The sequence below is a fragment of the Ensifer sp. ENS06 genome (assembly GCF_014852205.1).
In the GTDB taxonomy this organism is placed as follows: Bacteria; Pseudomonadota; Alphaproteobacteria; order Rhizobiales; family Rhizobiaceae; genus Ensifer; species Ensifer adhaerens.
Window position 1 is genome coordinate 20,261 of record NZ_JACVBC010000007.1, and the last position, 24,308, is coordinate 44,568.

General features: G+C 63.5%; 22 protein-coding genes. 10 read left to right on the forward strand and 12 right to left on the reverse strand.

The window, feature by feature from the left end; translation table 11 throughout:
• Positions 1–5: 5 nt before the first annotated feature.
• Positions 6–1,775 carry a cytochrome c biogenesis protein DipZ gene (locus IB279_RS22785; protein WP_034799654.1) on the reverse strand — a complete coding sequence of 590 codons (1,770 nt, stop codon included), beginning with the start codon at positions 1,773–1,775 and terminating at the stop codon, positions 6–8.
• 226 nt (positions 1,776–2,001) lie between these two features.
• Between IB279_RS22785 and IB279_RS22790 the strand changes: the two genes are divergently transcribed.
• From IB279_RS22790 to tsaA, 4 genes are read left to right on the forward strand one after another with little or no spacing between them, the layout of a single operon-like run.
• Positions 2,002–3,039, forward strand: a complete 1,038-nt coding sequence (locus tag IB279_RS22790) for an iron ABC transporter substrate-binding protein (protein ID WP_192339831.1) — start codon at positions 2,002–2,004, stop codon at positions 3,037–3,039.
• A gap of 23 nt (positions 3,040–3,062) precedes the next feature.
• Positions 3,063–4,070, forward strand: coding sequence for an iron ABC transporter permease (locus IB279_RS22795; RefSeq protein WP_034799652.1), 1,008 nt, complete (start codon positions 3,063–3,065; stop codon positions 4,068–4,070).
• Complete coding sequence (locus tag IB279_RS22800; RefSeq protein WP_051659500.1) at positions 4,067–4,891, forward strand: ABC transporter ATP-binding protein; 825 nt, start codon at positions 4,067–4,069, stop codon at positions 4,889–4,891. The genes IB279_RS22795 and IB279_RS22800 overlap by 4 nt, the downstream gene beginning before the upstream one ends.
• The gene (gene tsaA / locus IB279_RS22805) at positions 4,866–5,387 is read left to right on the forward strand and encodes a tRNA (N6-threonylcarbamoyladenosine(37)-N6)-methyltransferase TrmO (RefSeq protein ID WP_034799650.1); all 522 of its coding nucleotides are present in this window, start codon (positions 4,866–4,868) and stop codon (positions 5,385–5,387) included. The genes IB279_RS22800 and tsaA overlap by 26 nt, the downstream gene beginning before the upstream one ends.
• Positions 5,388–5,445: 58 nt before the next feature.
• Here tsaA and IB279_RS22810 read toward each other — a convergent pair whose 3' ends face one another.
• From IB279_RS22810 to ligD, 6 genes are all read right to left on the reverse strand, one after another.
• Complete coding sequence (locus IB279_RS22810; protein WP_034799649.1) at positions 5,446–5,652, reverse strand: molybdopterin-binding protein; 207 nt, start codon at positions 5,650–5,652, stop codon at positions 5,446–5,448.
• 163 nt (positions 5,653–5,815) lie between these two features.
• Positions 5,816–6,589, reverse strand: coding sequence for an exodeoxyribonuclease III (xth, locus tag IB279_RS22815; RefSeq protein ID WP_034799648.1), 774 nt, complete (start codon positions 6,587–6,589; stop codon positions 5,816–5,818).
• A 13-nt stretch (positions 6,590–6,602) separates the two neighbouring features.
• Positions 6,603–7,244: an alpha/beta family hydrolase gene (locus IB279_RS22820; RefSeq protein WP_034799647.1), complete on the reverse strand. Its 642-nt coding sequence runs from the start codon at positions 7,242–7,244 to the stop codon at positions 6,603–6,605.
• Position 7,245: 1 nt separating this feature from the next.
• Positions 7,246–8,328: a tetratricopeptide repeat protein gene (locus IB279_RS22825; protein ID WP_060530339.1), complete on the reverse strand. Its 1,083-nt coding sequence runs from the start codon at positions 8,326–8,328 to the stop codon at positions 7,246–7,248.
• A complete protein-coding gene (locus IB279_RS22830) occupies positions 8,328–9,212 on the reverse strand; it encodes a Ku protein (RefSeq protein WP_034799645.1) in 885 nt (294 codons plus the stop codon). Before IB279_RS22830 ends, IB279_RS22825 begins: the two co-directional genes overlap by 1 nt.
• 26 nt (positions 9,213–9,238) lie before the next feature.
• A complete protein-coding gene (ligD, locus tag IB279_RS22835) occupies positions 9,239–11,710 on the reverse strand; it encodes a DNA ligase D (protein ID WP_090295824.1) in 2,472 nt (823 codons plus the stop codon).
• Positions 11,711–11,843: 133 nt separating this feature from the next.
• Here ligD and IB279_RS22840 point away from each other — a divergent pair, with 133 nt between their 5' ends.
• The 3 genes from IB279_RS22840 to IB279_RS22850 all read left to right on the forward strand — a co-directional run bounded on the left by IB279_RS22840 (position 11,844) and on the right by IB279_RS22850 (position 15,872).
• On the forward strand, positions 11,844–12,491 hold the full coding sequence (locus IB279_RS22840) for a TetR/AcrR family transcriptional regulator (protein WP_034799643.1): 648 nt from the start codon (positions 11,844–11,846) through the stop codon (positions 12,489–12,491).
• A 164-nt stretch (positions 12,492–12,655) separates the two neighbouring features.
• Complete coding sequence (locus IB279_RS22845; RefSeq protein ID WP_089043793.1) at positions 12,656–14,935, forward strand: methyl-accepting chemotaxis protein; 2,280 nt, start codon at positions 12,656–12,658, stop codon at positions 14,933–14,935.
• A gap of 127 nt (positions 14,936–15,062) precedes the next feature.
• Positions 15,063–15,872, forward strand: a complete 810-nt coding sequence (locus tag IB279_RS22850) for a phosphate/phosphite/phosphonate ABC transporter substrate-binding protein (RefSeq protein WP_034799769.1) — start codon at positions 15,063–15,065, stop codon at positions 15,870–15,872.
• Between the two features lie 25 nt (positions 15,873–15,897).
• On the opposite strand, the gene IB279_RS22855 is transcribed toward IB279_RS22850, so the two are convergent.
• A complete protein-coding gene (locus IB279_RS22855) occupies positions 15,898–16,641 on the reverse strand; it encodes an SDR family oxidoreductase (protein WP_034799642.1) in 744 nt (247 codons plus the stop codon).
• A gap of 97 nt (positions 16,642–16,738) precedes the next feature.
• On the opposite strand from IB279_RS22855, the gene IB279_RS22860 reads away from it, so the two are divergent.
• Together IB279_RS22860 and IB279_RS22865 are read left to right on the forward strand one after the other, a co-directional pair.
• Positions 16,739–17,644: an AraC family transcriptional regulator gene (locus IB279_RS22860; RefSeq protein WP_090295827.1), complete on the forward strand. Its 906-nt coding sequence runs from the start codon at positions 16,739–16,741 to the stop codon at positions 17,642–17,644.
• A gap of 129 nt (positions 17,645–17,773) precedes the next feature.
• Positions 17,774–18,361, forward strand: a complete 588-nt coding sequence (locus IB279_RS22865; protein ID WP_034799640.1) for a YqaA family protein — start codon at positions 17,774–17,776, stop codon at positions 18,359–18,361.
• Between the two features lie 16 nt (positions 18,362–18,377).
• Here the strand turns inward: IB279_RS22865 and IB279_RS22870 are convergent, their stop codons facing one another.
• From IB279_RS22870 to IB279_RS22885, 4 genes are all read right to left on the reverse strand, one after another.
• Entirely contained in the window at positions 18,378–19,817 is a 1,440-nt protein-coding gene (locus IB279_RS22870) for an amidohydrolase family protein (protein WP_034799639.1), read from the reverse strand.
• Positions 19,810–20,916 carry an amino acid ABC transporter permease gene (locus IB279_RS22875; RefSeq protein WP_034799638.1) on the reverse strand — a complete coding sequence of 369 codons (1,107 nt, stop codon included), beginning with the start codon at positions 20,914–20,916 and terminating at the stop codon, positions 19,810–19,812. The genes IB279_RS22870 and IB279_RS22875 overlap by 8 nt, the downstream gene beginning before the upstream one ends.
• Before the next feature lie 3 nt (positions 20,917–20,919).
• Positions 20,920–22,068 (reverse strand): amino acid ABC transporter permease, encoded by a 1,149-nt coding sequence (locus IB279_RS22880; protein ID WP_192339833.1) that lies wholly within the window; start codon positions 22,066–22,068, stop codon positions 20,920–20,922.
• A gap of 171 nt (positions 22,069–22,239) precedes the next feature.
• Positions 22,240–23,271: an amino acid ABC transporter substrate-binding protein gene (locus IB279_RS22885; RefSeq protein ID WP_051659497.1), complete on the reverse strand. Its 1,032-nt coding sequence runs from the start codon at positions 23,269–23,271 to the stop codon at positions 22,240–22,242.
• A gap of 239 nt (positions 23,272–23,510) precedes the next feature.
• On the opposite strand from IB279_RS22885, the gene IB279_RS22890 reads away from it, so the two are divergent.
• Positions 23,511–24,197 (forward strand): GntR family transcriptional regulator, encoded by a 687-nt coding sequence (locus IB279_RS22890; protein WP_034799636.1) that lies wholly within the window; start codon positions 23,511–23,513, stop codon positions 24,195–24,197.
• Positions 24,198–24,308 lie beyond the last annotated feature (111 nt).

The window sequence follows — 24,308 nt, forward strand, 5'->3', positions numbered from 1 at the left end:
AACTCTCATCCAAAGGTGAAAACGAAGGCTTCTGCGCCGGGTGCGAGAAAGCGGATCTCGAAGGTCCGCTCCCGGGCTGCTCCGGACTGGCGGACGAGTTGATAAAGGCGGGTCGCCGTAACGGTACCTTTGCCGGCCGCATCGATATCCGCGCCATGGTCCGCGCCCGGCGCCACCCCATCGATGGTTATCTGAAACGGGACCGGCCTGCCGCCGGCGCCAGGGCCGAGCACCAGGTGCAGGTCCCGCGCGCGGAACCGGTAGGTGATGCCGCCGCCGGCCTCGTTGAGGCGTGCCTCTTCGGCGCCGACCGTCCAGTTGCCGGTCAGCCCCCATTCATTGAGCCCCGGGTTGCCGACCGTGTACCGCGCGGACGTATTGGCCGAGACGCCCTCGGGCGAGACGAAGTTTGCGGCACGCGCATAACCGACATAGGTCTCGCCGGATCCGAGGCGTGCCAGGTCCGGCGAGGCCTCGGCACCCCCAGCATTCGGCTTCACCAGATCGTCTTCGGCCTTCTTCTTGCCGGCGGCTTCCGCCAGCAGATCCTGGATCACCCGCTCGGACCCTTCATAGTCGCCCTCGCCGAAATGGGTGTAGCGGATCTGCCCCTCTGCATCGATGAAGTAGTGGGCCGGCCAGTAGCTGTTGGAGAAGGCGCGCCAGATGGCGAAGTTGTTGTCGATCGCCACCGGATAGGTGATCTTGAAATCGCGCACCGCCTTCTCGACGTTGCCGATCTGCTTTTCGAAGGCGAATTCGGGGGCGTGCACGCCAATGACGACCAAACCTTGGTCCCGGTACTTCTCCGCCCAGGCCCGAACGTAAGGGATGGTGCGGATGCAGTTGATGCAGGAATAGGTCCAGAAATCGACGAGAATGACCTTGCCGCGAAGCTCGGCCGGCGTCAGCGGCTTCGAATTCAGCCACTGAACCGCGCCGTCGAGCGACGGAAATTGCCCTTCCACCGGAAGGTCGCTGCGATAGGCCGCCTGTCGCGTATCCTTTGCGGCAAGGGTCATGCGGGTGCTTGCGACGTCCACGGGCGAAGCACCGCTGCGCAGGCGATCGAGGATCGACTGTTCGACGCCCGACGTGCTGGCATAGGAAAGCTGCGCCAAAAGACCGGTGTCGAGCCCCAGTGCGATCGCGCCAACACCGGCGAGCACCGCGACGCCGAGACCCTGGCGGATGCGGTCGCCAAGGCCGAGGAAGCGCTTCATCGCCGCGAATACTCTGGCACCGGCCAGGACGGCGAGCGCCAGCGAGGTCGCAGCACCGGCCGCATAGGCCACAAGCAGCAGCGTGGTCTGCGCATTCGCGCCGTTCAGCGCCGCCCCGGTCAGCACCAGACCGAGCACCGGTCCGGCGCAGGGCGCCCAGAGCAATCCGGTCGCAACGCCAAGGAGGATCGAGCCGCCGATGCTGCCCTTCTCCCCGGTCGCAGCCTTTCTCGACAATCGGTTGCCGAGTTCCACGAGCGGACCGGTCACAAAGGCGGCAGCCCGCGTCGAGAGCAGCGTCACGCCGAAGACTGCGAGCATCGCGATCGCCGCGTAGCGGCCATAGGCGTTCGCCTGCACCGCCCAGTTGCCGCCTAGGGCTGCAAGCGAGGCGATACCCGCAAAGGTCACGATCTTGGCGAGCAGCATCGGAAGAATGCTGGTGGAAAAGGGTTGGCCGGCGCGGGCAAACACGAATGGCAGCACCGGCAGGATGCACGGGCTGACGATCGTCAGCACGCCGGCAAGATAGGCTACAACAAAGAGGATCATCACCGTCTCTCCGCATGGGATCAATGCCCGAGGCACAGATCGCTTGTCACGTGCGGCAGAGGACCATCGCGACGTATCGCGGATGTTTCCGACAGGAGCGGATTTGTATCTCAGTGCATCAGGGTGGCTCCCCAAACATCGCAAATCGCGCAATCAATATATTCCATGAAATATAACGACATGCCATAGTGCGGCCTGACCGATCCCTCTCGCTATCGTGGCCTTCATGTTGAAATCTCTTGCGATAATCTTCTCAGCCGTGCTCGGCCTTGCCTCAGGCGCCGCCGAGGCGCGTACGATCACCGATGCCGCAGGGCGGACGGTTGAGGTTCCCGATACCATCACCCGCGTACTTGCTGCCGGCCCGCCGGCCTCGGTGCTCACCTATGTTCTGGCGCCGGACAAGCTCGCCGGCTGGGTGCGCGAGCCGACGGAGGAGCAAAAGGCGTACCTGCTACCGTCGGTCCGCGACCTGCCGACCTATGGCCAACTCACGGGCAAGGGCGGCAGCGCCAACGTCGAGGCGGTGCTTGCCGCCAAGCCGGACATCATCCTCGACGTTGGAACCGTCAACGACACCTACCGCTCGCTGGCCGACAAGGTGCAGGCGCAGACCGGCATTCCCTACGTGCTGATCGATGGACGCTTCGCTGATAGCGGCAAGACGCTGCGCGACGTCGGCGCGCTGCTTGGCGCGGCCGCACGCGCCGAAACGCTCGCAACCTATGCCGACCAGCGGATCAAGGATCTGAACGACAGTCTCGCCATGATAGCGGCCGATCAAAGGCCGCGCGTCTATTATGGCCGCGGCCCGGAAGGGCTGGAAACGGGGCTTTCCGGCTCGATCAATGTCGAGATCCTGGAAGCCGTCGGCGCCGAAAACGTCGCGGCGGCAGCCGGCAAGGGCAGCCTGACCCAGGTGTCGCTCGAACAGATTCTCTCCTGGAACCCGGACGTCATCATCGCGGCAAGCGGAAAGTTCGCAGCCTCGGCAAAGAAGGACCCGCTCTGGGCCGATGTGAAGGCAATCACGACCGGTCGAGTCTTCACCGCGCCGTCCCTGCCTTACGGCTGGTTCGATTCGCCGCCTGCGATCAACCGAGTGATCGGCGTCGTCTGGCTGCAGAAGCTGTTTTATCCCGACCGCTTCAAGGGGGACCTGAAGGCTGAGACCCGCGATTTCTACAAGCTGTTCTACCAGGTCGACCTGACGGACGAACAAGTGGCCACGCTCCTGAAGGGGGCGGTGCCGGCTTCGAAATGAATCGGAGGCAGGAAACATCGGACATGCTGGCCGACGGGCGCAAGGGCAATCTCTGGCTCCTCGTCGGCCCCCTCCTCCTGCTCGCCCTGGTGTCGATGTCGGTCGGCAAATATGCCGGCCCGTCGGAGATCGCCGGGGCGCTGCACGCGGCCCTATCGGGACAGCCGAGCGACCCCGTTCTTTCAACCGTGCTCTGGAACGTGCGGCTGCCTCGGGTGGCGGGTGCGATCCTGATCGGCGCAGCACTTGCCGCAGCCGGCGCCACCTATCAGGGGCTTTTCCGCAATCCCCTCGTCTCGCCGGATATCCTTGGCGTTTCCGGCGGTGCCAGTCTCGGCGCCGTCATCGGCATCTTTCTGTCGCTGCCGGTCCTGGCAATCCAGGCGATCAGCTTCGCAGGCGGGCTGCTCGCCGTCGCCGCAGTCTATGCCGTCGGCATGGCAATCCGCGGACGCGATCCGGCCCTGACGCTCGTTCTGGCAGGGATCGCCATCGGCGCTCTCGTCGGTGCCGGCATATCGCTGATCAAGATCCTCGCCGATCCCTATGACCAGTTGCCGGCGATCACCTATTGGCTGCTCGGCAGCCTCACTGCGATCACGCGTCTCGACGTCGTTTCGATCCTGCCGTCGCTTTTGATCGGGCTGGTGCCGCTGGTGCTTTTTCGCTGGCGCATGAACCTGATGACGCTCGGCGACGAGGAAGCCCAGACCTTGGGCGTCGACACGCGTCTTACCCGCGCATTGCTGATCGCGGCGGCAACGCTGATCACTGCGGCGGCCGTCTCCGTCAGCGGCGTCATCGGCTGGATCGGCCTCGTCATCCCGCACATTGCGCGCATGCTGGTCGGCCCGGACTTCCGCCGCCTGCTGCCGGCCTCGATGATATCTGGTGCTGCCTATCTGCTTGTTGTCGACATGCTGGCGCGCAGCATTGCGCTCATCGAAGTGCCGCTCGGCATCCTGACCGCTGCCGTTGGCGCGCCCTTCTTCCTGTGGCTGCTCGCCTCCGGCCGGAGGGCCTGGCTATGACGCTGGACATCAAGAATCTCGCCTTCGGCTATGGCGGACGCACGGTAGGCGAGAATGCCTCCCTGTCGCTTGAGTCCGGCGAGGTTCTGGCCCTGCTTGGCCCCAACGGCGCCGGCAAGACGACGCTGTTCAAGACCGTCCTCGGTCTCCTGCCGGTCAAGGCCGGCGATATTATCCTGGACGGTCGACCGCTTTCCGCCTGGTCGCGGCGCGAACGCGCCAGGCAGATCGCCTATGTTCCGCAGGCGCATGCGGCACTTTTCCCGTTTACAGTGCTGGAGGTGGTGTTGATGGGGCGAGCCCCTCACCTCGCGCCGTTCTCATCGCCTGGCGCTCGCGACCGTCGGATTGCCATGGAAGCGCTTGGCGGCCTCGGCATGGCCCACCTTGCCATGCGCCCCTATACCGAGATCAGCGGTGGCGAACGCCAGATGGCGTTGATCGCCCGCGCACTGACGCAGGAACCCGCCATCCTCGTCATGGACGAGCCGACCGCCAATCTCGACTATGGCAACCAGATGCGGGTGCTTTCGCATGTCCGAGCGCTGGCGGCACGCGGGCTTTCGGTCGTGCTTTCGACGCACAATCCGGATCACGCCTTCCTGGTCGCGGACCGCGTCGCCCTTCTCCACGCCTCGAAACTCAGCGCGCTCGGCTTACCCAAGGACGTGTTGACGCCCGCCTCTCTCAAACAACTCTACGACATCGATGTGGTGATCGGCTCGATCGACGGCAGCGACGCCCGTCTCTGTGCGCCGCGCCTCACCACCCCCTCTATAAGGAAAGGAACTGACCATGGTCCGCCAGAACGAAATCCGTGAGAACGAGGTGGCCGTGGTACCGCCCGCGGCAACCGACGCCGGTCTCGTCTTTATCGGCCGCATTTCCACGCCCTGGACCTCGCGCATGGAAACCCCTCGCCAGGGTCGGCATGACGGCCCGGTCTGCCGTATCGAAATCTTCGAACCCTGGGTCCTGGCGCTGAAAGGCGTGGAGGCGTTCGAGCGGCTGGAAATCCTCTACTGGCTCGACCGTTCGCGGCGCGATCTGGTGTTGCAAAGCCCAGCCAGCAACGGCGAAGTGCACGGAACATTTTCACTGCGCTCGCCGGTTCGGCCGAACCCGATCGGCACCTCGATCGTCAAGCTCGAAGCCGTGGAAGGCTCGAGCCTTCTCGTGCGCGGCCTTGATTGCCTCGACGGTACGCCACTCATCGATCTGAAGCCCGACCGGACGCTGTTCAAGCCGATTGCGCCGCCGCAACGCGGCGACTTCGAGACCGGCGACGGCAAAGCGCATTACTGCCAGAAGGCGTGATCCGGTCGCGATTTGGCAGGGCGCGACGGTCGATCCACGCGCCCTTGCCGCAAGCGTATCAGTCGATGCCGACCATGACATCCGAGGCCTTGATGACCGCATAGGCTTCGCCACCGACCTTCAGGCCAAGTTCGTCGACCGACTCGTTGGTGATCGCTGCAGTCACGATCGAGCCGCCGACGTCGATCCGGACATGGGCGGTGGTGGCGCCCTTGATGACTTCGACAATCTTGCCCTTGAGGCGGTTGCGCGCGCTGATTTTCATGCGGTTCTCCTTCGTGTTGACCAGGCTGAATGTCGCGGTCACCGCATTCAGCCGCTAGGCCGGACGGGGTTTACCCCGGATCGCGGCTGCGAATAGCGGCGTTCGAGGCGAAACAGTATCACCGTCGCGCATGGACGTGCAGTCTCCCCGCAGCATTGTCAGGTCAATCGCGGAGCGTGATCCACACCGGCGCATGATCGCTCGCACCCTCCATGCCACGAACCTCCCGGTCGATGCCGGCACCGGTAAGCTTGCGAGAAAGCTTGCGGCTGAGCAGCATATGATCGAGCCGAAGCCCCGCGTTGCGCTGCCAACGGTTCCGGCGATAGTCCCAGAAGGTGAAAAGCTGGTCCTTCGGGTGGATCTTGCGCAGCGCATCGAGCCAGCCCTGGTCGAGAAGTTCGCCGAATGCGGCGCGGCTTTCGGGCTGGACCAGCGCATTGTCGTCGTAGGAGGTTGTCGGGTAAATGTCGCGCGGCTCCGGAACTATGTTGTAGTCGCCGGCAAGCACGACAGGCAGATCTAGGGCGAAGAGTTCGGCGGCATGTTTGGCCAGACGCTCGTGCCAGGCAAGCTTGTAGACGAACTTGGGGCCTGGCTGTGGGTTGCCGTTGGGCGCGTAGAGACAGGCGACCAGGATGCCGCTGACGGCAGCCTCGATATAGCGCGCCTCGGCATCCGACGGGTCGCCGTCGAGCCCGACACGGGTCAGCACCGGCTCGCTGTCTCGGGCGAGGATCGCCACACCGTTCCACGCGGATTGTCCCTGCCGCACGGCGCCGTAGCCGGCCGCTTCGATCGCCGAGCGCGGGAACTGCCGATCGGGCGCCTTCAACTCTTGCAGACAGACGATGTCCGGCTCCGCCTCGCCCAGCCAGGCGATCAGGTTGTCGAGCCGCCTGTTGATGCCGTTGATATTGAAGGTGGCGATCTTCATTCCGGCGATCGGATCAGCGTGTCAGCCGGGCAGCCCAGGCTGCCACCGCATCGGCCAAGGTCCTTAAATGATCGGCGGTCGAAAAGCCGGAAATGCTCTTGCGCGGTTTGAGATCATGGTCTCCGTCCTCGAGCCACAGGACTTCGATCGCATCGGAAAGCACGTAGTTCTGCACTTCCTCGCGCGTGCCGAATTCGTCGCGGGTTCCCTGGCAGATCAGCGTCGGCGTCTTGAGGCCGGCCAGGTGCTTGGTGCGCAGTTGCTCGGGCTTGGCTGGCGGATGGAAGGGATAACCGAGGCAGAGCAGCCCGGTGATCCTGCCGGCCGCATGCAGCGGATCGGCGATCATGCTCGCGACGCGTCCCCCCATCGACTTGCCGCCGATGATAAGTGGGCCTTTGACGTCCAGATCCTCGATGGCGGCGAGATATTCCGGATTGAGCGTGTCGGCGCGAGGCGGCGGCTTGCGCCCCTCAACGGTGCGCCTTGCCGCCATATAGCCGAACTCGAAGCGTGCAACGCGAAAGCCTGCCGTCGCAAGCGCCCCTGCGGTCGCGGTCATCGAAGCCGAATCCATCGGCGCGCCGGCGCCATGGGCAAGAAGGATGGTGACCGCGGCATCGTCGGGTCCGTCGAAGAGAAATTTGTCGCCCATATCAGCCTGTTCTCGGGCGGCTCTGCAGGTCGACATATTGCACGCCGCGCTCCGCCGTTCGCGCCCATTCGCTGTCGCTATCGAGTTCGAGATAGCGGGTCCACCAACGCTTCGCCTCCGCGAGATCGCCGGCATCGAATTCGAGTTTCGCCAGGTTGAAGACGGCGTCGGCATAGTCGCCGTCAATCTCGATCGCCTTCCCGAGATGCCTGCGCGCGGCGTCGATCCGCCCCCGTTCGTTCATCAGCCCCGCGAGGTTGAACCAGGCCTCGACGAAGGATGGATCGAGCTTGATGGCGCGGGCGTAATCATGGGCCGCATCTAGCTCCCGTCCGGCTGCCTTCAGGCAATTGGCGCGGTTGAAGGCCGCGACCGAATCCGTCCGGTCCATGGCAAGATAGCGTTGATAGAAGGCCGCAGCCTCCAGGTAGTCGCCATTGGCTTCCGCCTCCTCGGCCAGATCGAAGAGATCTTCCAGGGCGGCATCGTCGGGTGTGTCGAGATCGAAGAGCAATTGCCCATTCAGCTCGCTCAGGCCCTCGGCGCTGCGGGCATAGATCGCATCGGTGCCACCGTGGTGCAGCGAAAGCGCCGTCAACGAGGCGACCGGTCCGGAGCGATGAACGGACCGGGCGATCGCGCTCCAACTCGCGCCGCTGGCAATCAGCTCGGCATATTTCCTGGCGAGGATGAGATCGCGGAACGAGTAGGGCTCGCTGTCATGCTCGAAAGCGTCGAACAGGGAGAGCAAGTCGAAGATGCGCGGCGAGAGCCTCGCCTGATCGATCAGCGACTGGCGACTAAGCGCGGACGCAGCCGGCACCGACATCAACCCCAAAAGGCGAAGAAAGCCGTTCTCGCTGATAAGCCACCGCCCGGACGAATGTTCGGCATCGAAACGGGCTTCGATCTCCGCCTCGCTCGATTTGGCAAGCAGGCTGCGGCCGAACACCAGATAGGTCGTCTGGCGCGTCACGCCGCGACGCACGTGGCCGTGCTGGCGCTCGACCTCGCGCGCCACAAGCCGGCGCGGGAAGGCCGACAACGCCCCGACGATACCGAATGTCTGGCCTGCAACAGCCATCAGGCTTTCTTCTTCGCGGCCGGCTTTGCCGCCGTCCGCTTGGCTGGCGCTGCCGCCTTGGTGGTTTGCTTGGCTGCCGGCTCGGCCTTGGGCTTGCTCTTTGCAGGCGGCTTCGACTGCGACAGGCTCGCCTTCAGCGCATCCATAAGGTTGATGACATTGCCGCGCTCAGGGGCTGCCGCAATGATCGGCTTATGACCTTTGAGCTTCTCGCGGATCATCTTCATCAGCGCGATCTCATAACGATCCTCATAGTTCTTCGGGTCGAAGACCGTCATCTTCTGCTGGATCAAGGCTTCGGCAAGCTGCAGCATTTCAGGGTCCGGATGACCAACGGGTACATTGCCGAAATATTCAGCGGTTCCGCGCACTTCGCTCGGGTTTCTCAGCGTACAGACGAACATTCCGGTTTCGCGCGCGCCGATGGTCACGACGCGTTCACGGCTCGAAAGCACCAGGCGCGCGATCGCCACCTTGCCGCTCTTTTTCAGCGCTTCGCGCAGGACGACGAAGGTTTCCTCGGCCATCGCGCCGTCGGGCGCGAGATAATAGGGCGCGTCCTGGTAGATCACGTCGACGGAGCCTTCATCGACGAAGGCCTCGATGTTCATCGTGTGATTGGATTCGATCCTGACGCTGTCGAGATCGCTGTCCTCGATGATGATGTACTTCTTGTCCTCGTATTCGTAGCCCTTGACCAGATCCGAGCGCTCGACGAGCCCGAGTTCCGGATCGACCGGCTTCATGTTGATCCGGTTGTGGGTGTCCTTGTGCAGCTGGTTGAAGCTGATGCGCTCGCTCGAACTGGTCGCCGGATAGAGCCTGACGGGGCAACTGACGAGACTGAGTTTGAGATAACCTTTCCAACTTGCCCTGGGCGCCATTGATGTCTCCTACGCGGCCAAACGCATTACGTCCTCGTTTCGGACAGAAGCGGCAGATCCTTGGCAAAGTCGTCGATATCCGCCCAGGGATCGCCGAAAGTATCCAGAAGTCCAGGCAGCGAAGAATAGTTCAAATCCTCCGGAGCGTCGATAGTCTCCAGATCCGCCCACTGAAGCGGGGCCGAAGCCGGCAGATTGGTGCGTGCCCGCAGCGAATAGGGAGCGGCCGCCGTATGGCTGCGCGCATTGCGATGGAAGTCGATGAAGATGCGCTTTTTGCGGTTTTCCTTGCCCATGGTCGTGGTGAAGGTCTGGGGTGCAGTCGCCGCCAGCCGCGTCGCTATCGCGCTCGTTGCCTGGTGTGTCTTCTTCCAGTCCAGCTTCGGTTTGACCGGCACCACGACGTGGATGCCGCTGCCGCCAGACGTCTTGACGAAAGGAACGAGGTCGATTGCTTCCAGCTCGCCGCGAATATGGACCGCTGCCTCGACCACGTCGCGCCACGAGATCCCCTCGCCGGGATCAAGATCGAAGACGACGCGATCGGGCTTCTCCAAGCGCGTGCGCCGCGAACCCCAGCTATGAAGCTCGATCACGCCGAACTGAGCGAGCGCCAGATAACCCTTCGTGCCCTCGATCGAGAGGAAGGACTTGCTCTCGCCCTCGGAATTGGTCGCGTTGAAGCTGACGATGGAGGGCGGCATGCCGGTGAAGGGATGGCGCTGGAAGAAGCAATCGGCCCGCTTCCCCGTCGGGCAGCGGAAAAGCGACACCGGTCGTCCGAGGATATGCGGCAGCATGAAATCGCCGACGAGCGCATAGTAGACGGCAATGTCGAGTTTGGTCGGTCCGGATCTTCCGAACACCCGGCGGTCGGCGTTGGTCACCTGGATCGTCGCCAGGTCGGCGTCCGTGATCAGCCGCTTGCGCGGCGCCGTCGCCGGGGCCGAAAGCTCGACATCGCGAAGCCCCTTGAACACCGCATGCCGCAAGACATTGTCGGTCGTGCGGTTGGAGTAGTGGATGCGGGCGGATAGCACCGGCCGCACCCAGAGGATTTCCTTGGGCGCACCGTCCAGCGCGGTCTCACCCCCGCGCAAGGCTTGCAGCCGGGCGAGTAATTGCTTGGCTGTCGCCGCATCGAAGCCGGTGCCGACCTTGCCGCGGTAGTGCAGCTCGCCGCCCACCCACTCCCCGAGCGCCAGTGCCGCCAGCCCCTCGGCCGCCTCGGAGACGGTGTAGCCTGCGATCACGAAGTCTTCGCTTTTGAGCGCTTTGGTCTTGGTCCAGGTCTGGGTGCGTCCGCTGCGGTAGGGTGCGGAGGCACGCTTTGATACGATCCCTTCCAGCCCCAGCTCGGCGACCTGATCGTAGAGCCCGCGCCCGTCACCTTCCACATGGTCGCTGAACTGAATGGCGGAACGGCTCGATATCTGCCCTTCAAGCAGCTGCGCCAGCAGACCCTTGCGCTTTTCCAATGGAACTTCGGCGAGATTCCAGCCGTCGAGATGGAGGATGTCGAAGGCATAGAAGACGAGCTTGCCATCGGTCCCGGATGAAAGAGCCTCCTGCAACAGCGAGAAGCGGCTAATGCCCTTGTCGTCGAGAGCGACGATCTCGCCATCGATCATCGCTTCCCGACAAGGCAACTTTCGGAATGCGTCTGGCAGATCGCCGTAGCGTTTCGTCCAGTCGAGCCCGCTGCGCGTGATCAGCCGTACGGAACCATCCGAGAGATCCGCCATCGTGCGGTAGCCATCGAACTTGATTTCGTGCAGCCAAGTCTGTTCTCCCGGTGAGGCCCCGGGCGGTTTCGGGATAGGGCTGGCGAGCTGCGGCTCGATCCGCTGCGGCTTCGGACCTTTCACAGCGCCCGGCAGCGAACCAGGCTTGAGGACGGCCGGCTTCGCCGCTTTAGCCGGCTTCTTTGGCGGCTCGACCAACTCTTCGATGCGCCGCCCGCTTTTCACGCTCTCCGGGCGTGCCGTCAGAATGTCGACATCAGGATCGGCGGCTGGATCATGCTCTTTGAACAGCAGCCAGTTGCGCGTGTCGTCGTCTCCCGGTTTCGGCTTCAGCCGCGTCAGCATCCAGCCGCCATTGAGCTTCTCGCCGGCTAGACGGAACTTGAACGCGCCGGTTCTCAGGCTCTTTTCGATATCGTCCATCGGTGCCCAGACGCCGGTGTCCCAGACGATCATCGGTCCACCGCCATATTCGCCTTCCGGGATGACGCCCTCGAAGTCGATGTAGTCGAGCGGATGATCCTCGGTCTCGACAGCCAGCCGTTTGTCGGCGGGGTTGAGCGACGGCCCCCTGGGGACCGCCCAGCTTTTCAGCACGTCGCCGACCTGTAATCTGAGATCATAGTGATCGGCAGTGGCATGGTGCTTGTGCACGACGAAACGATTGCCCTCCCCGCCACTTCTTCCGGCAGGCTCCGGCGTCCGGGAAAAGTCCCGCTTCGCACGATAGGTCGTGAGTTTCGACGTCGCCATGCAGCAAAGCTAGAACGTGTTCGCAAAGGTCGCAATATCCGCCACGGCCAGGACACGCGGCACAGAAATTTCGGAAAACAATTGCTTTCTCAACTCGGCTCACCTAAAAATTCGAAGAATTTGGAAAGCCGCCATGATCGAAAAGCAGAAGCCGCCACGCTCCCGCGGCCGTCCCCAGGTCCGACCGGACGACGAGACGCGCCAGGTGATCGTCCTCGCCGCCGAACGGCAATTCTGCGACCTCGGCTACGAGGCGGCGAACATCAACGTCATAGCTCAGAATGCCGGCGTTTCCACCAAGACGCTCTATCGGCTGTTTCCCACCAAGGCCGATCTCTTCGAGCGCGTCATCTCCCTCAGGATCGCCGAGTTCGTACTGGAAGCCGATGAAGAGAACCTGGAAGATCTGGGCGTAAGGGGTGGCCTGGTGCACCTGCTTGCCGCCTACGGACATCTCGTGCTCTCGCACGACACGATCGCGATCATCCGCCTGGTGCTCGCCGAGGCAGAACGCTTTCCCGAAGTTGCTGCCACCTTCTGGGAACAGGCGATCCAGCGGACAAGTGCCACCTTGGAGCGATGGCTGAGGACGCAGGTGGCCCACGGCCGGCTCGCGGTGGCAGACCCGCGTCTGACCGCAGGCATGCTGCGCGGCATGATGGCGATGGAGCCGCAACGCGCCGTCATGATGGGTTGCCTTGGCACCATCGACGAGGCGACGATCACGGCGCGAGCAGAAAGCTGCGCCGACATTTTCCTGACAGGCGCCTTGCCGAGATAGAGCCGTCGCTCTCCACGGCAAACTTTGGCGATGTCATCCAGCTGTCATCAAGCTGTAACGTGAGACAGTATAACTCTCCGCGCGGAAGCCCTTCCGCCGGACGCATGAGGCGTCGCGACCAGCCTTCGGCATGGCCTCCTCCCCTTGCACGTCCGGTGATTGTTATGCGTTTGTCCGCGAAGCTTCCTCTCGCTGCGGCGGCTCTGGCCGCCTTTTCCATTGCTGCCACCAGTCTTGCCAGCCTGACCGTCAGCGGCAATCTCTCGTCACGCGCGGCAATCGAAAAGCTGGAGGCGCTCGCCGATGCCCGCCGCAACGAGCTACGCCATTACCTCACCACCGTGGAAAACGACCTGCGCAATCTGCAAGCACAGAAGTCCGTCGCCAAGGCGCTAACCGACCTCAATGGCGCAGCCGCCAAGTTCGGGGAAAAGACCGAAAGCGAATTGCAGCGCCGCTACCTGGCGGAAAACCCCAACGCCGAAGACAAGCGCGCCCTCTACAGCTCCGCCGGCGTCGACGACTACGACGCGCTGCATGCGCGCTATCACCCGTTCTTCCGGCGCTTCGCCGAAGCCCACGGCTATCGCGACGTGCTGCTCGCCAATCTCAGCGGCGATGTCGTATACGCCCTCAACAAGAAAGGGGATTTTGGCGTCAACCTCAAGGACGTGGCCTGGAAGGACACCGGGCTTGGCCGCGTCTTCCGGGAAACGGCCGAGGGAACGGACAAGAGCAAGCTCGCCTTTGCGTCCTACGAAGCCTATGCCCCGCTTGGCGGCAGCCCCGCTGCGTTCGTCGCCATCCCCCTGGAATCGATTGACGGCAAGATCGGCACGCTGATCCTTGAAATGCCGGATGGGCGCATCGGCGAAATCGTCGGCAACCGCACGGGCCTTGGCGAAACCGGCGAAACGATTTTGCTCGACAGTAACGGGTTCTTCCTCGCCGACAGCGCCGCCACACCCGGCAACGATATGCTGAACGCCCGGATCGTGGCCGACCAGCCGGCGGAAGACGGCATCGTCAGCAGCAGGCTTGCGGATTTCCGCGGCGAGGAAGCCCAGATGGCGGCCACCAATCTTGATGTTTTCGGCACGCGCTGGACCATTGCTGCGGTCATGACCTCGCGGGAGGCCTTTTCCGCGGTTACCGCCTTGCGCAACTGGACGCTCGCGACCGCGCTTGCCGTCCTCGCGGCTGCGCTGGCGATCTCCATCTGGTACTCGCGCCGACTGACGCACCCGATTACCGGTCTCGTCCGCGACATGAGCAGGCTCGCCGATGGCGACACGACGATCAGCGGTGTTGGCGGTACCCGCAAGGACGAGATCGGTGACATGGCCCGCTCCGTCCTTGTTTTCCGGGACGCTCTTCGCGACCGTGCCCGCCTCGAAACCGAGGCAGCGGAGACGCGAACCATGATCGAGGAGGAACGGCACGGCCGCGAGACGACCCAGGCCGAGGTATCGCGCCAGATCAACGAGGCCGTCGAAATGCTGGCCTCGGGGCTCGAACGCTTGTCCCACGGCGATCTGACGGCGCGCATCGACCGCCCCTTCGGCGCCGGCTTCGATCGCCTGCGCTCGGACTTCAACCTGTCGCTGGAGAGCCTGGCGGTCACGCTCGGTGACGTGAAGGCGAGAAGCGCCGAGATCGACGGCGAAACCGGCGAGATGCGCGACGCCATCGGCCAACTCGCCAAGCGCACCGAACATCAGGCGGCGACGCTGGAGGAAGCGACCGCGGCGCTCGGCGCAATCACCGCCACCATCGGCCGCACCGCAGAACACGCCACATCCGCAACCACGATCGCCGCCGCTGCCAAGGCGAGTTCCGATCGTTCGGGTCAGGTGGTGATGAACGCCGTCTGCGCCATGGCCCAGATCGAGAAGGGATCGGTCGCCATCTCTCAGATCATCGGCACGATCAACGATATCGCCTTCCAGACCAACCTCCTGGCGCTGAACGCAGGGGTCGAGGCGGCGCGTGCCGGCGAAGCGGGTAAGGGCTTTGCGGTCGTTGCCCATGAGGTGCGGGAACTCGCGCAGAAGTCGGCGCAGGCCGCCCGGGAGATCAAGGCGATCATCACCGCGTCGGCCGAGGAAGTGGCGAAGGGCGTTTCTCTCGTCAGGGCCGCTGGCGACGCGCTCGACGAAATCTCCGGTCAGATCCACGCGATCAACGAGCAGACGCTGCAGATCGCGGGCGACGCGCGCAACCAGGCAACCGACCTGCAGCACATCAACCAGACCATGCTGTCGCTGGACGCCGTGACCCAGCAGAACAATGCGATGGTCGAGGACAGCACCGCCATGACCCACAGGCTCTCAGGCCAGGCATCCGCCCTGTTCGATCTGGTCGAGCGCTTCCGCACGACATCCAGCGGACGTCGATCTGAAACGGCCGCGGTGGAGCGGGCTGGCCTTCGCCGCACGGCCTAGCACCGCACATCGGCGCCGCCATCCAGACGCATGGCTGCCACCGCTTTGGCGCCGCGACCACGGCCTTGACGCTTCGCCGAACGCATTTTACGCCATGGCGGGAGTGCTCATGGAGCGCGGGGAAATCATGCGGATAGCCAGCCTTGCGATGTATGTCAGCCCTCAGCCGCTCGCGGCCGCAACGGCAACGCTCTGGGCGTTCCTGCGCGACGACCTGCGGCGCGAGGGCCTGACGGATGTGCCCGACCGATTGGACGCCGTCCTCCATCATGCCGATGCCTGGCTTCATCCGGCGCTGCTGCTCGCGCAGACGTGCGGTTATCCCTACGTGCGGCATTTGCGCGGCAAGGTTCGCCTTGTCGCTACGCCGGTCTACGGGCACCCGGGCTGCGACGGGCCCGACATGTGCAGCTTCGTCATCGTGCGAGCAAACGCACCGGTCCGTTCCCTTGAAGATCTCCGGGGGACACGGGCTGCCATCAACGATCCGATCAGCAATTCCGGAACCAACCTGTTGCGCGCGGCGATCGCGCCCCGCAGCCGCAATGGCCGGTTCTTCTCCTCTGTTGCCGAAACCGGCAGCCATTTGGCAAGCATCGATGCGGTTGCATCGGACACTGCCGACGTGGCCGCCATCGACTGCGTGACCTATGGCAATACGCAACGTTTTGATCCGGAACGCGTGGCCGGTCTGCGGGTCTTGACCGCCACTGCCAGCACGCCGGGCCTGCCTCTCGTCACCCGCGGCGACGCCTCGGACGACGAGCTTTTGCTGCTGTGCAGTTCACTCGGACGGGCGATTACGGAGCCCAATTTGGCTGAGGCCCGCGCTGTGCTTTCCCTAAAAGACTTCGCGGTTCTGTCGGATGCCGATTACGAGCCTGTGGCGGAACTGGCGCGGTTCGCGCATCGTCTCGGCTACCCCGAGATCGCCTGAAGACGCGCAGTTGAGTTCAGGTACGTCAGCCTGCCTGTGCCAGCGCCACCGCATCGTCGCCGGCCGGGAAATGGAGCTGGCCGGACAAATCGTTCGCCGCTTGCCAGACGGCCTCCGCGACGTCGGCCTCGGTCGTCACCAGAGACGGTGCTGCAAATTGGGCGAAGATCGGCGCTGCGAATTCGGCATAGGCCTCGGGGATCAGGTCCTCGACCCGCATCGTCGTGTTGTGAGCAAAGCGCGTGGTTGGCGCGTAACCCGGCTCGACCAGCTTGACACGGATATCGAAGGCGGCAAGCTCGTGGGCAAGCGAACCGGTGAAGCCAGTGATCGCCGTCTTGCTGGCGGTATAGGCGGCAGCCAGCGGCATGGAAGCAAGCGTCACGCTGGAGGTGACGTTGACGACGACGCCGGACCGGCGAGCACGGAACTGCGGGATCACCGCCTGGGTCATCGCCATCACGCCGAAGGTATTGGTGTCGAAGACCTTGCGGATATGGGACATCGGCGTTGCCTCGAAGGCACCCACCACGCCGATGCCCGCATTGTTGACGAGCGCATCGATCGGACCGCTTTCCGCGATGGCGGCTGAGACGCTGTCGGGATCGGTGACATCGAGTGCCAGCAAACGAAGCCGCTTCGAATTCGGCAGAATATCGTGTCGGGGCGAGCGCATCGTGGCAATCACGCTCCAGCCTTCGGCATGAAAGCGGCGCGCAGTCTCCAGCCCGTAGCCGGAAGAGCAGCCAGTGATCAGTACGGTCTTCATAGCGGTATCCTTCGTGGTTGCGATGGAAACGGAGTACTGCGCGGACTGCGGACGTTCTACGGCTTGAAGTCCTGATTTTATTTGCTAGCATCCTGAAATGACCGATCCCCTCTCGCAGCTTATTCAGCTTCTCCGCCCACGCACAGTGTTCACCAAAGGCATCAGCGGTGCCGGCCGCTGGGCGGTTCGCTACTCCAAATTCGGTCATCCGAGCTTTTGTACCGCCATCGAGGGATCGTGCCGGCTGGCAGTCGATGGCGAGGCGCCGGTGACGCTGCAGGCGGGCGACTTCGTGTTGTTGCCTCGCACGCCCGGCTTCACCATCTCGGGCTTCGATCCGGTTCAGCCGACCTTCATCGATCCCAAGGCGGCGCCGTCACCGGTCGGCGAAGTTCGCCATGGCAGGCAGGACGGCGAACCGGACGTGCGCCTGCTCGGCGGCTATTTCGTCCTCGACTCGCCCGACGCCGGACTGCTCGTTTCGCTGCTGCCGGCATTGATGCATCTGCGCGGGATAGAACGGCTTTCGACGCTCGTCCGCATTGTGGGCGAAGAAGCACGCGACGAACGCCCGGGCCACGACCTGGTTCTCGCACGCCTTGTGGAAGTGATGCTTGTCGAGGCGCTTCGATCAATTGAAGGGGAGAGCGCGGCACCCGGCCTGTTGCGCGGGCTGGGAGATGCGCGGCTGGCGGTGGCCATTCGCCAGATCCACGCCGATCCCGCCCATCCCTGGACCGTGACGGAGCTGGCGCACGAGGCCGCACTGTCGCGCTCCGTCTTCTTCGAGCGCTTCACGCGCGCCGTCGGCGTGCCACCGATGGAGTATCTGCTCGTCTGGCGCATGGCGATCGCCAAGGACCTGCTGCGGCAACGCGAACTGGATCTTGCCGCCGTCGCCGAACATGTCGGCTACAGCTCGGCAAGCACCTTCAGCACGGCCTTCAGCCGCCATGTCGGGCAACCGCCAGGGCGCTACGCGCGCATGGCGGCTGCCCAATAATACCGGCACGGCTTCTCGTGAGAATTGTCTCAAATACAGAAGTCAGCCACATTTACACCCTGCTCTCTGGCCTATAGACGAGCCTTGGGGCCCGTAAACGGACCCCGGGCCAACAGAGAACCGCACCTCATGCTCCGACGCCTGTACGATTGGACAATGTCGCTCGCGACACGGGAAACCGCCATTGTCTGGCTTGGCATCATTGCCTTTGTCGAAAGCTCGATCTTCCCGGTTCCGGCCGATCTTCTCTTGATCCCGATGGCGCTGGCGCGCCCGGAACGGGCCTGGCGCTATGCGCTCGTGGCGACGGTCTGCTCGGTACTTGGCGGCATCGCCGGCTGGTATCTCGGCCATTATGCCTTCGACACCATCGCAAGGCCATTGCTCGAGTTCTACGGCAAGCTCGACACCTTCGAGCATCTGAAGGCCTCGGTCGACAGTGAGATGCTGGCATTGCTGCTCGTCACCTCGGGCCTGGCGCATCTGCCGCCGATCAAGGTCGTGACCATCCTTTCAGGCGCCGCCAACATCAATCTCGGCCTGTTCATCGTCTCGGCGATCATTGCCCGCGGCGCGCGATTCTTCCTGCTCGCCTGGCTGCTGCGCCGTTTCGGCGAAGAGATCCGGGATTTCCTCGAAAGGCGTCTTGGCGCGCTGGCGGGCGCGGCGGCGACAGTCCTGATCTGCCTCTTCGCCGCACACCGCTTTCTGTCCTGACGGACCGCGGCCGGAATTACCTGCGCGGCAGTGAGAGCGGCGCAAGCGTCCCCATTGCGCGACCCTTCGTGTCGTTCTCAGCCGCCTTGCGGCAAGCGTAGTCCTGCGCTTCCTGGAGCTTTGCGAGCGCGCCGTCATAATCGATCAAGGTCGGGCGGCCATCACTGACGACGCAAGTGCCGTCCACGTGGACACGCTCGATCGCCCGCTCGGCCGCGCAATGCAGGAGATTGCGCAAGGGGTCGTAGACCGGCTGCATGGCGTGGTGCCTGAGATCGACCACCAGGAAATCCGCCTTCGAGCCGACGGCGATCCGGCCGATGTCGTCCCGGCCAAGTGCCCGCGCGCCGGCGGTCGTCGCCGCCTCGAAGATGTCGCCGGTGGATACGTCGAAGACGGACTTGCCCGAGAGCCGCGCGCAGATCATCGCCTGGCGCATTTCTTCGAGCATGTTGAACGGATAGCTGTCGGTTCCGAGCGCGACGTTGACGCCGGCGCGGCGGTAGCGGCCGACCGATTCCAGTGCCATGCCGCTGCGCGAGAAGGTGACCGGGCAATGGGCGACGGTCGTCTGGCGTTCGGCGAGCAGACGCAAGTCGATCTCCGTGCGCTGTCGCGTCCAGGAATGGCTGTCGACGAAGATGCAATGACCAAGGATCAGGTCCTTGCCGAGCAGACCCAGCTTTTCAAGATATTGTACGGCCGTCAGCCCGTGCCGGCGCAAGAGTTCTTCGTGCTCGGTCATGGTCTGGGCAGCATGAATGGTGATCGGCATGCCGCGCTGACGCGCTGCCGCCACCGCATCCTGCAGCAGTTCCGGCGAGCAGGTCTCGATCTGCGACGGTGCGACGACGCCGCCAAGGCGGCCCGATGGGTGTGCATTCGCAGTATCGACGACCTCAAGCGCTCGCGCAAAGGCATCGCGCCCCCGCGCCCTGTCCCAACGGAAGTCAAGACGATGGCTGTCTTCGACGTGCCATTGCGCTTCGCGGAAACCCGGCGCGACGAAGGTGCGTGCACCACTCTTGGCAAGCGTCGGCAGCCAGCTCGCATGCGGGCCGGCAATATCGAGCAACGTGGTGACGCCACTACGCATCAGGTCGCCGACCATGACCGTCAGCGACGCCTCGATCGCATCGTCATCGATTTCCAGAAGGTTGGAGTATTCGTAGAGCGCATTGCCCCAGAGCGCTGCCGTCCCCATGTCCTCGAAGATGCCCTTGGAGATCGGCTCCTCGCCGGAATGGCAATGCACGTTGACGAAGCCCGGCAGGATCATCCGGTCGCGGCCGGAGCTTTCGCTGACGAACGGACCGTCATAGTGGCCGCCGACATGCACGAAGCCCTTCTCGTCATAGGCGACGTCGGCGTCGTTGAGATAGACATGGCCATTAAGCTTGCGGTCGAAGGCGACGAGCGTATGCGCTTTGCGGATGACGTGGATCTCTTTAGTCATGCGTGGTCCTGAAATATTGCTCAAGGAAACGGCTGTAAGCCCCCATGAGAGCGCTGAAAACGAAGTATACAACAGCCGCGAAGACATAGCCCTCCAGCACCGCGATGCCCTGCCATTGCGGGTCGCGCATGGCGGTGCGGACGGTGTCGAGGAAGTCGAGCAGACCGACGATCGTCACCAGCGTTGTATCCTGGAAGAAGCCGATGAACAGGCTGACCAAGGGCGGAATGACCTTCTTCAGCGCCTGCGGCAGCACGATTTTACGCATGATCTGCCAGTAATGCAGACCCAGCGAATGGCCGGCCTCGACCTGCCCGTTGGGAACCGCCTGCAGGCCGCCGCGCACGATCTCGGCGATATAGGCGGCGGCAAAGAGGATGATCGCCACCTGCGCCCGGACGAGCTTGTCGATGGTGATGCCATTGGGCATGAACAGGGGCAGCATGACCGTCGCCATGAACAGGATGCTGATCAGCGGCACCCCGCGCACGATCTCGATGAAGCCGACGCCGAGGACGCGGATTGCCGGAAGGCTCGATGCGCGGGCGAGCGCCAGCGCAATGCCAAGCGGGAGCGCGCAGGCAAGCCCGATGAAGGAGAGCATGAAGGAAAGCGGCAGCCCGCCCCATTGCGTCGTGGGCACGACCGTGAGGCCGAAATAGCCGCCCGCCATCAGCACATAGAGCACCGGCAGGACGACGGCGACCCAGGCGATCAGCAGTCCCCGCCCCCAGACCTTCGGCATCATCGAGACGAGGCAGGCGCCGAGAAACAGAAGCATCGCCGTCAGCGGACGCCATTGCTCTTCAAAGGGATAAAAGCCGAAAAAGATGTAGCGCATCTTCGCCGACAGGAACGGCCAGCAGGCGCCGCTGGTCGCCTTGCATTCCGCCGGCGTGCCCACAAAGGTGGCGTCGACGAAGAGCCAGCCGATTGCGAGCTTGGCGAGCGCAAAGACCGTGCCGAGGCAGAGGATGGTGATCAGCGCATTGCCGGGCGTGCCGAAATAGGCGCTGAACCAGCGGCTGCGCGATGCCGGTGGCGCTTCGCGGCTCGGCGCAAGCGTCGCATTGCTCGCGAGGGTGTCGACCTGTGTCATGGCTCAGCGCTCCCTCAGCGCGACCCGCGCATTGTACCAGTTCATCACCAGCGAGATCAGGATCGACAGGCCGAGATAGACGCCCATGAAAATGGCAATGGCTTCAATCGCCTGGCCCGTCTGGTTCATAATCGTGTTTGAGACCATCACCAGATCCGGATAGCCGATGGCGATCGCGAGCGAGCTGTTCTTGAACACGGTCAGATAGGTGTTCGTGAGCGGCGGAATGATGATGCGCAGCGCCTGCGGCAGGATCACGAGCTTCAGCGTGCGTGCCCGCGACAGGCCAAGTGCCGTCGCCGCTTCCCACTGCCCCTTGCTGACTGCCTGGATGCCAGCGCGAACGATTTCCGCGACATTGGCCGACACGCTGAGCGTCAGCCCTAGCAGAAGCGCCACGAATTCGGGGCGCAAATGATAGCCGCCGCTCAGGCGGAAGCGGCCGAGTTCCGGCACATCCCAGGTGACCGAGATGTTTGCGAAGAGGATGGTTGCGGCGAGCGGCAGCAGAAACGCGATCGTCGCGAACAGGGCAATCGGCCGCTCCTTGCCGGTTACGATGCGGCGGCGGCCGAGAATGCGCGCGGTAACGACGGCGGCAGCGACGCCGACAACAAAGGCCGTGACCAGCGCAGCGAAACCGCTCTGCCAGTGCAGCGCCGGCGTGACCAGACCGCTGTTCGACAGAAAGACGCCGGGAAGCATCTCGATCGCCTGCTTGACTGGCGGAAACACGGAGATGATCAGCGAATACCAGAGCAGAAGATAGAGCAGCAGCGGCACGTTGCGCAGCGCTTCCACATAGGCAAGCATCAGCCGCGACAACACCGGATTGTGCGACAGCCGCCCGATGCCGACCAACAGCCCGAGAACAGTGCCGAACAGGGCAGCGAGCAGCGAAACCTTGACCGTGTTGGTGATGCCGACGAGGATCGCGCGGCCGATCGTATCCGTCGGCTCATAGGTGATGGCAGATTCGGTAATGACAAATCCGGCCTGGCGCGCCAGGAAGCCGAAACCGGTCGCAATATCCTGCTTGGCAAGATTGGCGCTTGCGGTGCTGAACATCCCCCAGGCGATGAGCAGCACGACGCCGACGGTGATCACTTGATAGAGATAGGCGCGAATGCGCGCGTCATAAAACAGGGGCATCGGCACCCGTCCCTTGGAGCACAATGATCTCGGGCCGGCGCGACCCAAGATCATAACTTGATCGATTTCTATCGTTTATAGTACGGCGGCATACCGCGCGCACTCTCCACGGGCCGATTAGGCACCATGTGGAGACGTGGACCCGAGCGAAACGCGCGGGCCCGTCGATTCTCAACGGAACGGCGGTGCGTAGAGCAGGCCACCTTCGCTCCAGCGCGTGTTCGGGCCACGCGTCAGGCCAAGCGCGGTCTTGGTGCCGAGGTTGCGCTCGAACACTTCGCCGTAGTTCCCGACGCCCTTGATGATGTTGTAGCCCCACTTGTTGTCGAGGTTCAGCATCTTGCCGAGTTCTTCGCTGACGCCGAGCATGCGCTGGATCTCCGGATCCTCGCTCTTGGTCATCTCGTCGACATTGGCCTGGGTGATCCCACGCTCTTCGGCAGCCATCAGCATCCAGGCAGACCAGGAGACGATGTCACGCCAGTTGGAATCGTTCTGGCGAACGGCCGGCGCCAGCGGCTCCTTTGAGATCGTTTCCGGCAGCACGACGTAATCGTCCGGGTTGTTGGCAACGGCGCGGATCGAGGCAAGGTCCGAACGGTCGGACGAGATCGCCTCGCAGCGGCCGGAGAAGAAGGCGTTGCGGTTTTCGTCCGGGCTTTCGAAGACGACCAGCTCGAACTTGCCGCCGATCGTACGGAAGAAGTCGCTGAGGTTCTGGGCGGTCGTGGTGCCCGGCAGCGTGCAGATCGCTGCGTCGGTCAGTTCCTTGGCGCTGCTGACGCCGAGCGACTTCGGCACCATCAGACCCTGGCCGTCGTAGAACACGGTCGGGCCGAAATCGAGCCCGAGTGAGGTTTCGCGCGAAAAGGTCATGGTCGTCTGGCGCGACAGCATGTCGATCTCGCCGGACTGAAGCGCCTGGAAGCGCGTATTGATGTTGGTCAGGACGAAGTCGACCTTTTCCGGATCGCCGAATACGGCAGCCGCCACGGCGCGGCAGACATCGACGTCGAAGCCTTCCATGTGACCCTTGGCATCGGCCGTCGCAAAGCCCGGCGTGCTCATCGAGACGCCGCAGATCAGCTTGCCGCGGGCCTTGACGGTTTCGAGCGTCGTCGCGGCGTTGGCAGCGGTCGCGGCCACCAGGCCGACGGCGATGCCGGCAACTGTCGCACAGAGCTGCAGAATCCTGCTGTTCATGAATTCCCTCCCATTGGCTGTTCCCTTTCAGGCCTTCTCAGGTCGCGCGGTCCTCTCCGCACGCCTCCTCCCGAACCGGCCGGCACCGGTCTTGTTTGTCGGCGCCTGCAATTGCATACGACAAGAGAATACAAACATCAACATTATTGTATACAATATTGACGACCATTTGGACGGGCGCTATCGAAGACAAGGGACATGTTCGGCCGGTCCCCGATCGGCCCGTTGGGGAGGCAACCTTGTCTGAGAAATCTAGCCGCAGCGAAGTGGTCTACAAGCTTTTGCGCCAGGCGATCCTGGAACAGGCCCTGAGGCCCGGAACGAAACTTTCCGAAGATACGATCGCCGACCATTTCAAGGTCAGCCGTACCAGCGTTCGGGCGGCCCTGGTCCGGCTCAACGCAGAAGGCATTGTCGATTTACGCGCCAATAAGGGCGCCTGCGTGGCCGAGCCGACATTGGAGGAAGCCCGCGACATCTTCGCACTGAGACGCATGCTCGAAGCCGAGGTGATCCGACGGCTCGTCGCCGATCTCGACGCCGCCGGCGTCAAGCGGCTGCAGCAGCATGTCCGGCAGGAGGAGACGGCGCTTACAGATCACGGCCCGCTTTCGATCCGGCTCGCTGGCGAGTTTCACATCCTGCTTGCCGAGCTTACGGGCTCACAGGCGCTGACGCGGTTCGTCCGCGAGATCGTCTCACGCTGTTCGCTGATCCTTGCCCGGTTCGCGCGGCTGCATTCGCCGGAATGTGCCGTCGACGAGCATGTCCAGATCATCCGCGCCCTGCAATCGCGCGACACCGCCACGGCGGAACGGATCATGCTCGAACACCTCGACGCGGTCGAGCTTCGCGCCGAACTCGACACCGACAAGACCGAGCCGGATATCTCCGCGATCCTGCAACGCTACGCCCGCAAGGGGTGACGGCGCCTCAACTATTCGGTCGAGAATACGACTTTCTTTCGCCGATCTGCGCCACCATCTGTCGCGCGGCAACACACCAGGCGCGGCATCTGCCTCCAATATCTGCAACGA

What these genes read in the sequence shown, in the direction of transcription:
- IB279_RS22785 (WP_034799654.1), bottom strand. Translation starts at nt 1,775, where the DNA reads ATGATCCTCTTTGTTGTAGCCTATCTTGCCGGCGTGCTGACGATCGTC.
- IB279_RS22790 (WP_192339831.1), top strand. Translation starts at nt 2,002, where the DNA reads ATGTTGAAATCTCTTGCGATAATCTTCTCAGCCGTGCTCGGCCTTGCC.
- IB279_RS22795 (WP_034799652.1), top strand. Translation starts at nt 3,063, where the DNA reads ATGCTGGCCGACGGGCGCAAGGGCAATCTCTGGCTCCTCGTCGGCCCC.
- IB279_RS22800 (WP_051659500.1), top strand. Translation starts at nt 4,067, where the DNA reads ATGACGCTGGACATCAAGAATCTCGCCTTCGGCTATGGCGGACGCACG.
- tsaA (WP_034799650.1), top strand. Translation starts at nt 4,866, where the DNA reads ATGGTCCGCCAGAACGAAATCCGTGAGAACGAGGTGGCCGTGGTACCG.
- IB279_RS22810 (WP_034799649.1), bottom strand. Translation starts at nt 5,652, where the DNA reads ATGAAAATCAGCGCGCGCAACCGCCTCAAGGGCAAGATTGTCGAAGTC.
- xth (WP_034799648.1), bottom strand. Translation starts at nt 6,589, where the DNA reads ATGAAGATCGCCACCTTCAATATCAACGGCATCAACAGGCGGCTCGAC.
- IB279_RS22820 (WP_034799647.1), bottom strand. Translation starts at nt 7,244, where the DNA reads ATGGGCGACAAATTTCTCTTCGACGGACCCGACGATGCCGCGGTCACC.
- IB279_RS22825 (WP_060530339.1), bottom strand. Translation starts at nt 8,328, where the DNA reads ATGGCTGTTGCAGGCCAGACATTCGGTATCGTCGGGGCGTTGTCGGCC.
- IB279_RS22830 (WP_034799645.1), bottom strand. Translation starts at nt 9,212, where the DNA reads ATGGCGCCCAGGGCAAGTTGGAAAGGTTATCTCAAACTCAGTCTCGTC.
- ligD (WP_090295824.1), bottom strand. Translation starts at nt 11,710, where the DNA reads ATGGCGACGTCGAAACTCACGACCTATCGTGCGAAGCGGGACTTTTCC.
- IB279_RS22840 (WP_034799643.1), top strand. Translation starts at nt 11,844, where the DNA reads ATGATCGAAAAGCAGAAGCCGCCACGCTCCCGCGGCCGTCCCCAGGTC.
- IB279_RS22845 (WP_089043793.1), top strand. Translation starts at nt 12,656, where the DNA reads ATGCGTTTGTCCGCGAAGCTTCCTCTCGCTGCGGCGGCTCTGGCCGCC.
- IB279_RS22850 (WP_034799769.1), top strand. Translation starts at nt 15,063, where the DNA reads ATGCGGATAGCCAGCCTTGCGATGTATGTCAGCCCTCAGCCGCTCGCG.
- IB279_RS22855 (WP_034799642.1), bottom strand. Translation starts at nt 16,641, where the DNA reads ATGAAGACCGTACTGATCACTGGCTGCTCTTCCGGCTACGGGCTGGAG.
- IB279_RS22860 (WP_090295827.1), top strand. Translation starts at nt 16,739, where the DNA reads ATGACCGATCCCCTCTCGCAGCTTATTCAGCTTCTCCGCCCACGCACA.
- IB279_RS22865 (WP_034799640.1), top strand. Translation starts at nt 17,774, where the DNA reads ATGCTCCGACGCCTGTACGATTGGACAATGTCGCTCGCGACACGGGAA.
- IB279_RS22870 (WP_034799639.1), bottom strand. Translation starts at nt 19,817, where the DNA reads ATGACTAAAGAGATCCACGTCATCCGCAAAGCGCATACGCTCGTCGCC.
- IB279_RS22875 (WP_034799638.1), bottom strand. Translation starts at nt 20,916, where the DNA reads ATGACACAGGTCGACACCCTCGCGAGCAATGCGACGCTTGCGCCGAGC.
- IB279_RS22880 (WP_192339833.1), bottom strand. Translation starts at nt 22,068, where the DNA reads ATGCCCCTGTTTTATGACGCGCGCATTCGCGCCTATCTCTATCAAGTG.
- IB279_RS22885 (WP_051659497.1), bottom strand. Translation starts at nt 23,271, where the DNA reads ATGAACAGCAGGATTCTGCAGCTCTGTGCGACAGTTGCCGGCATCGCC.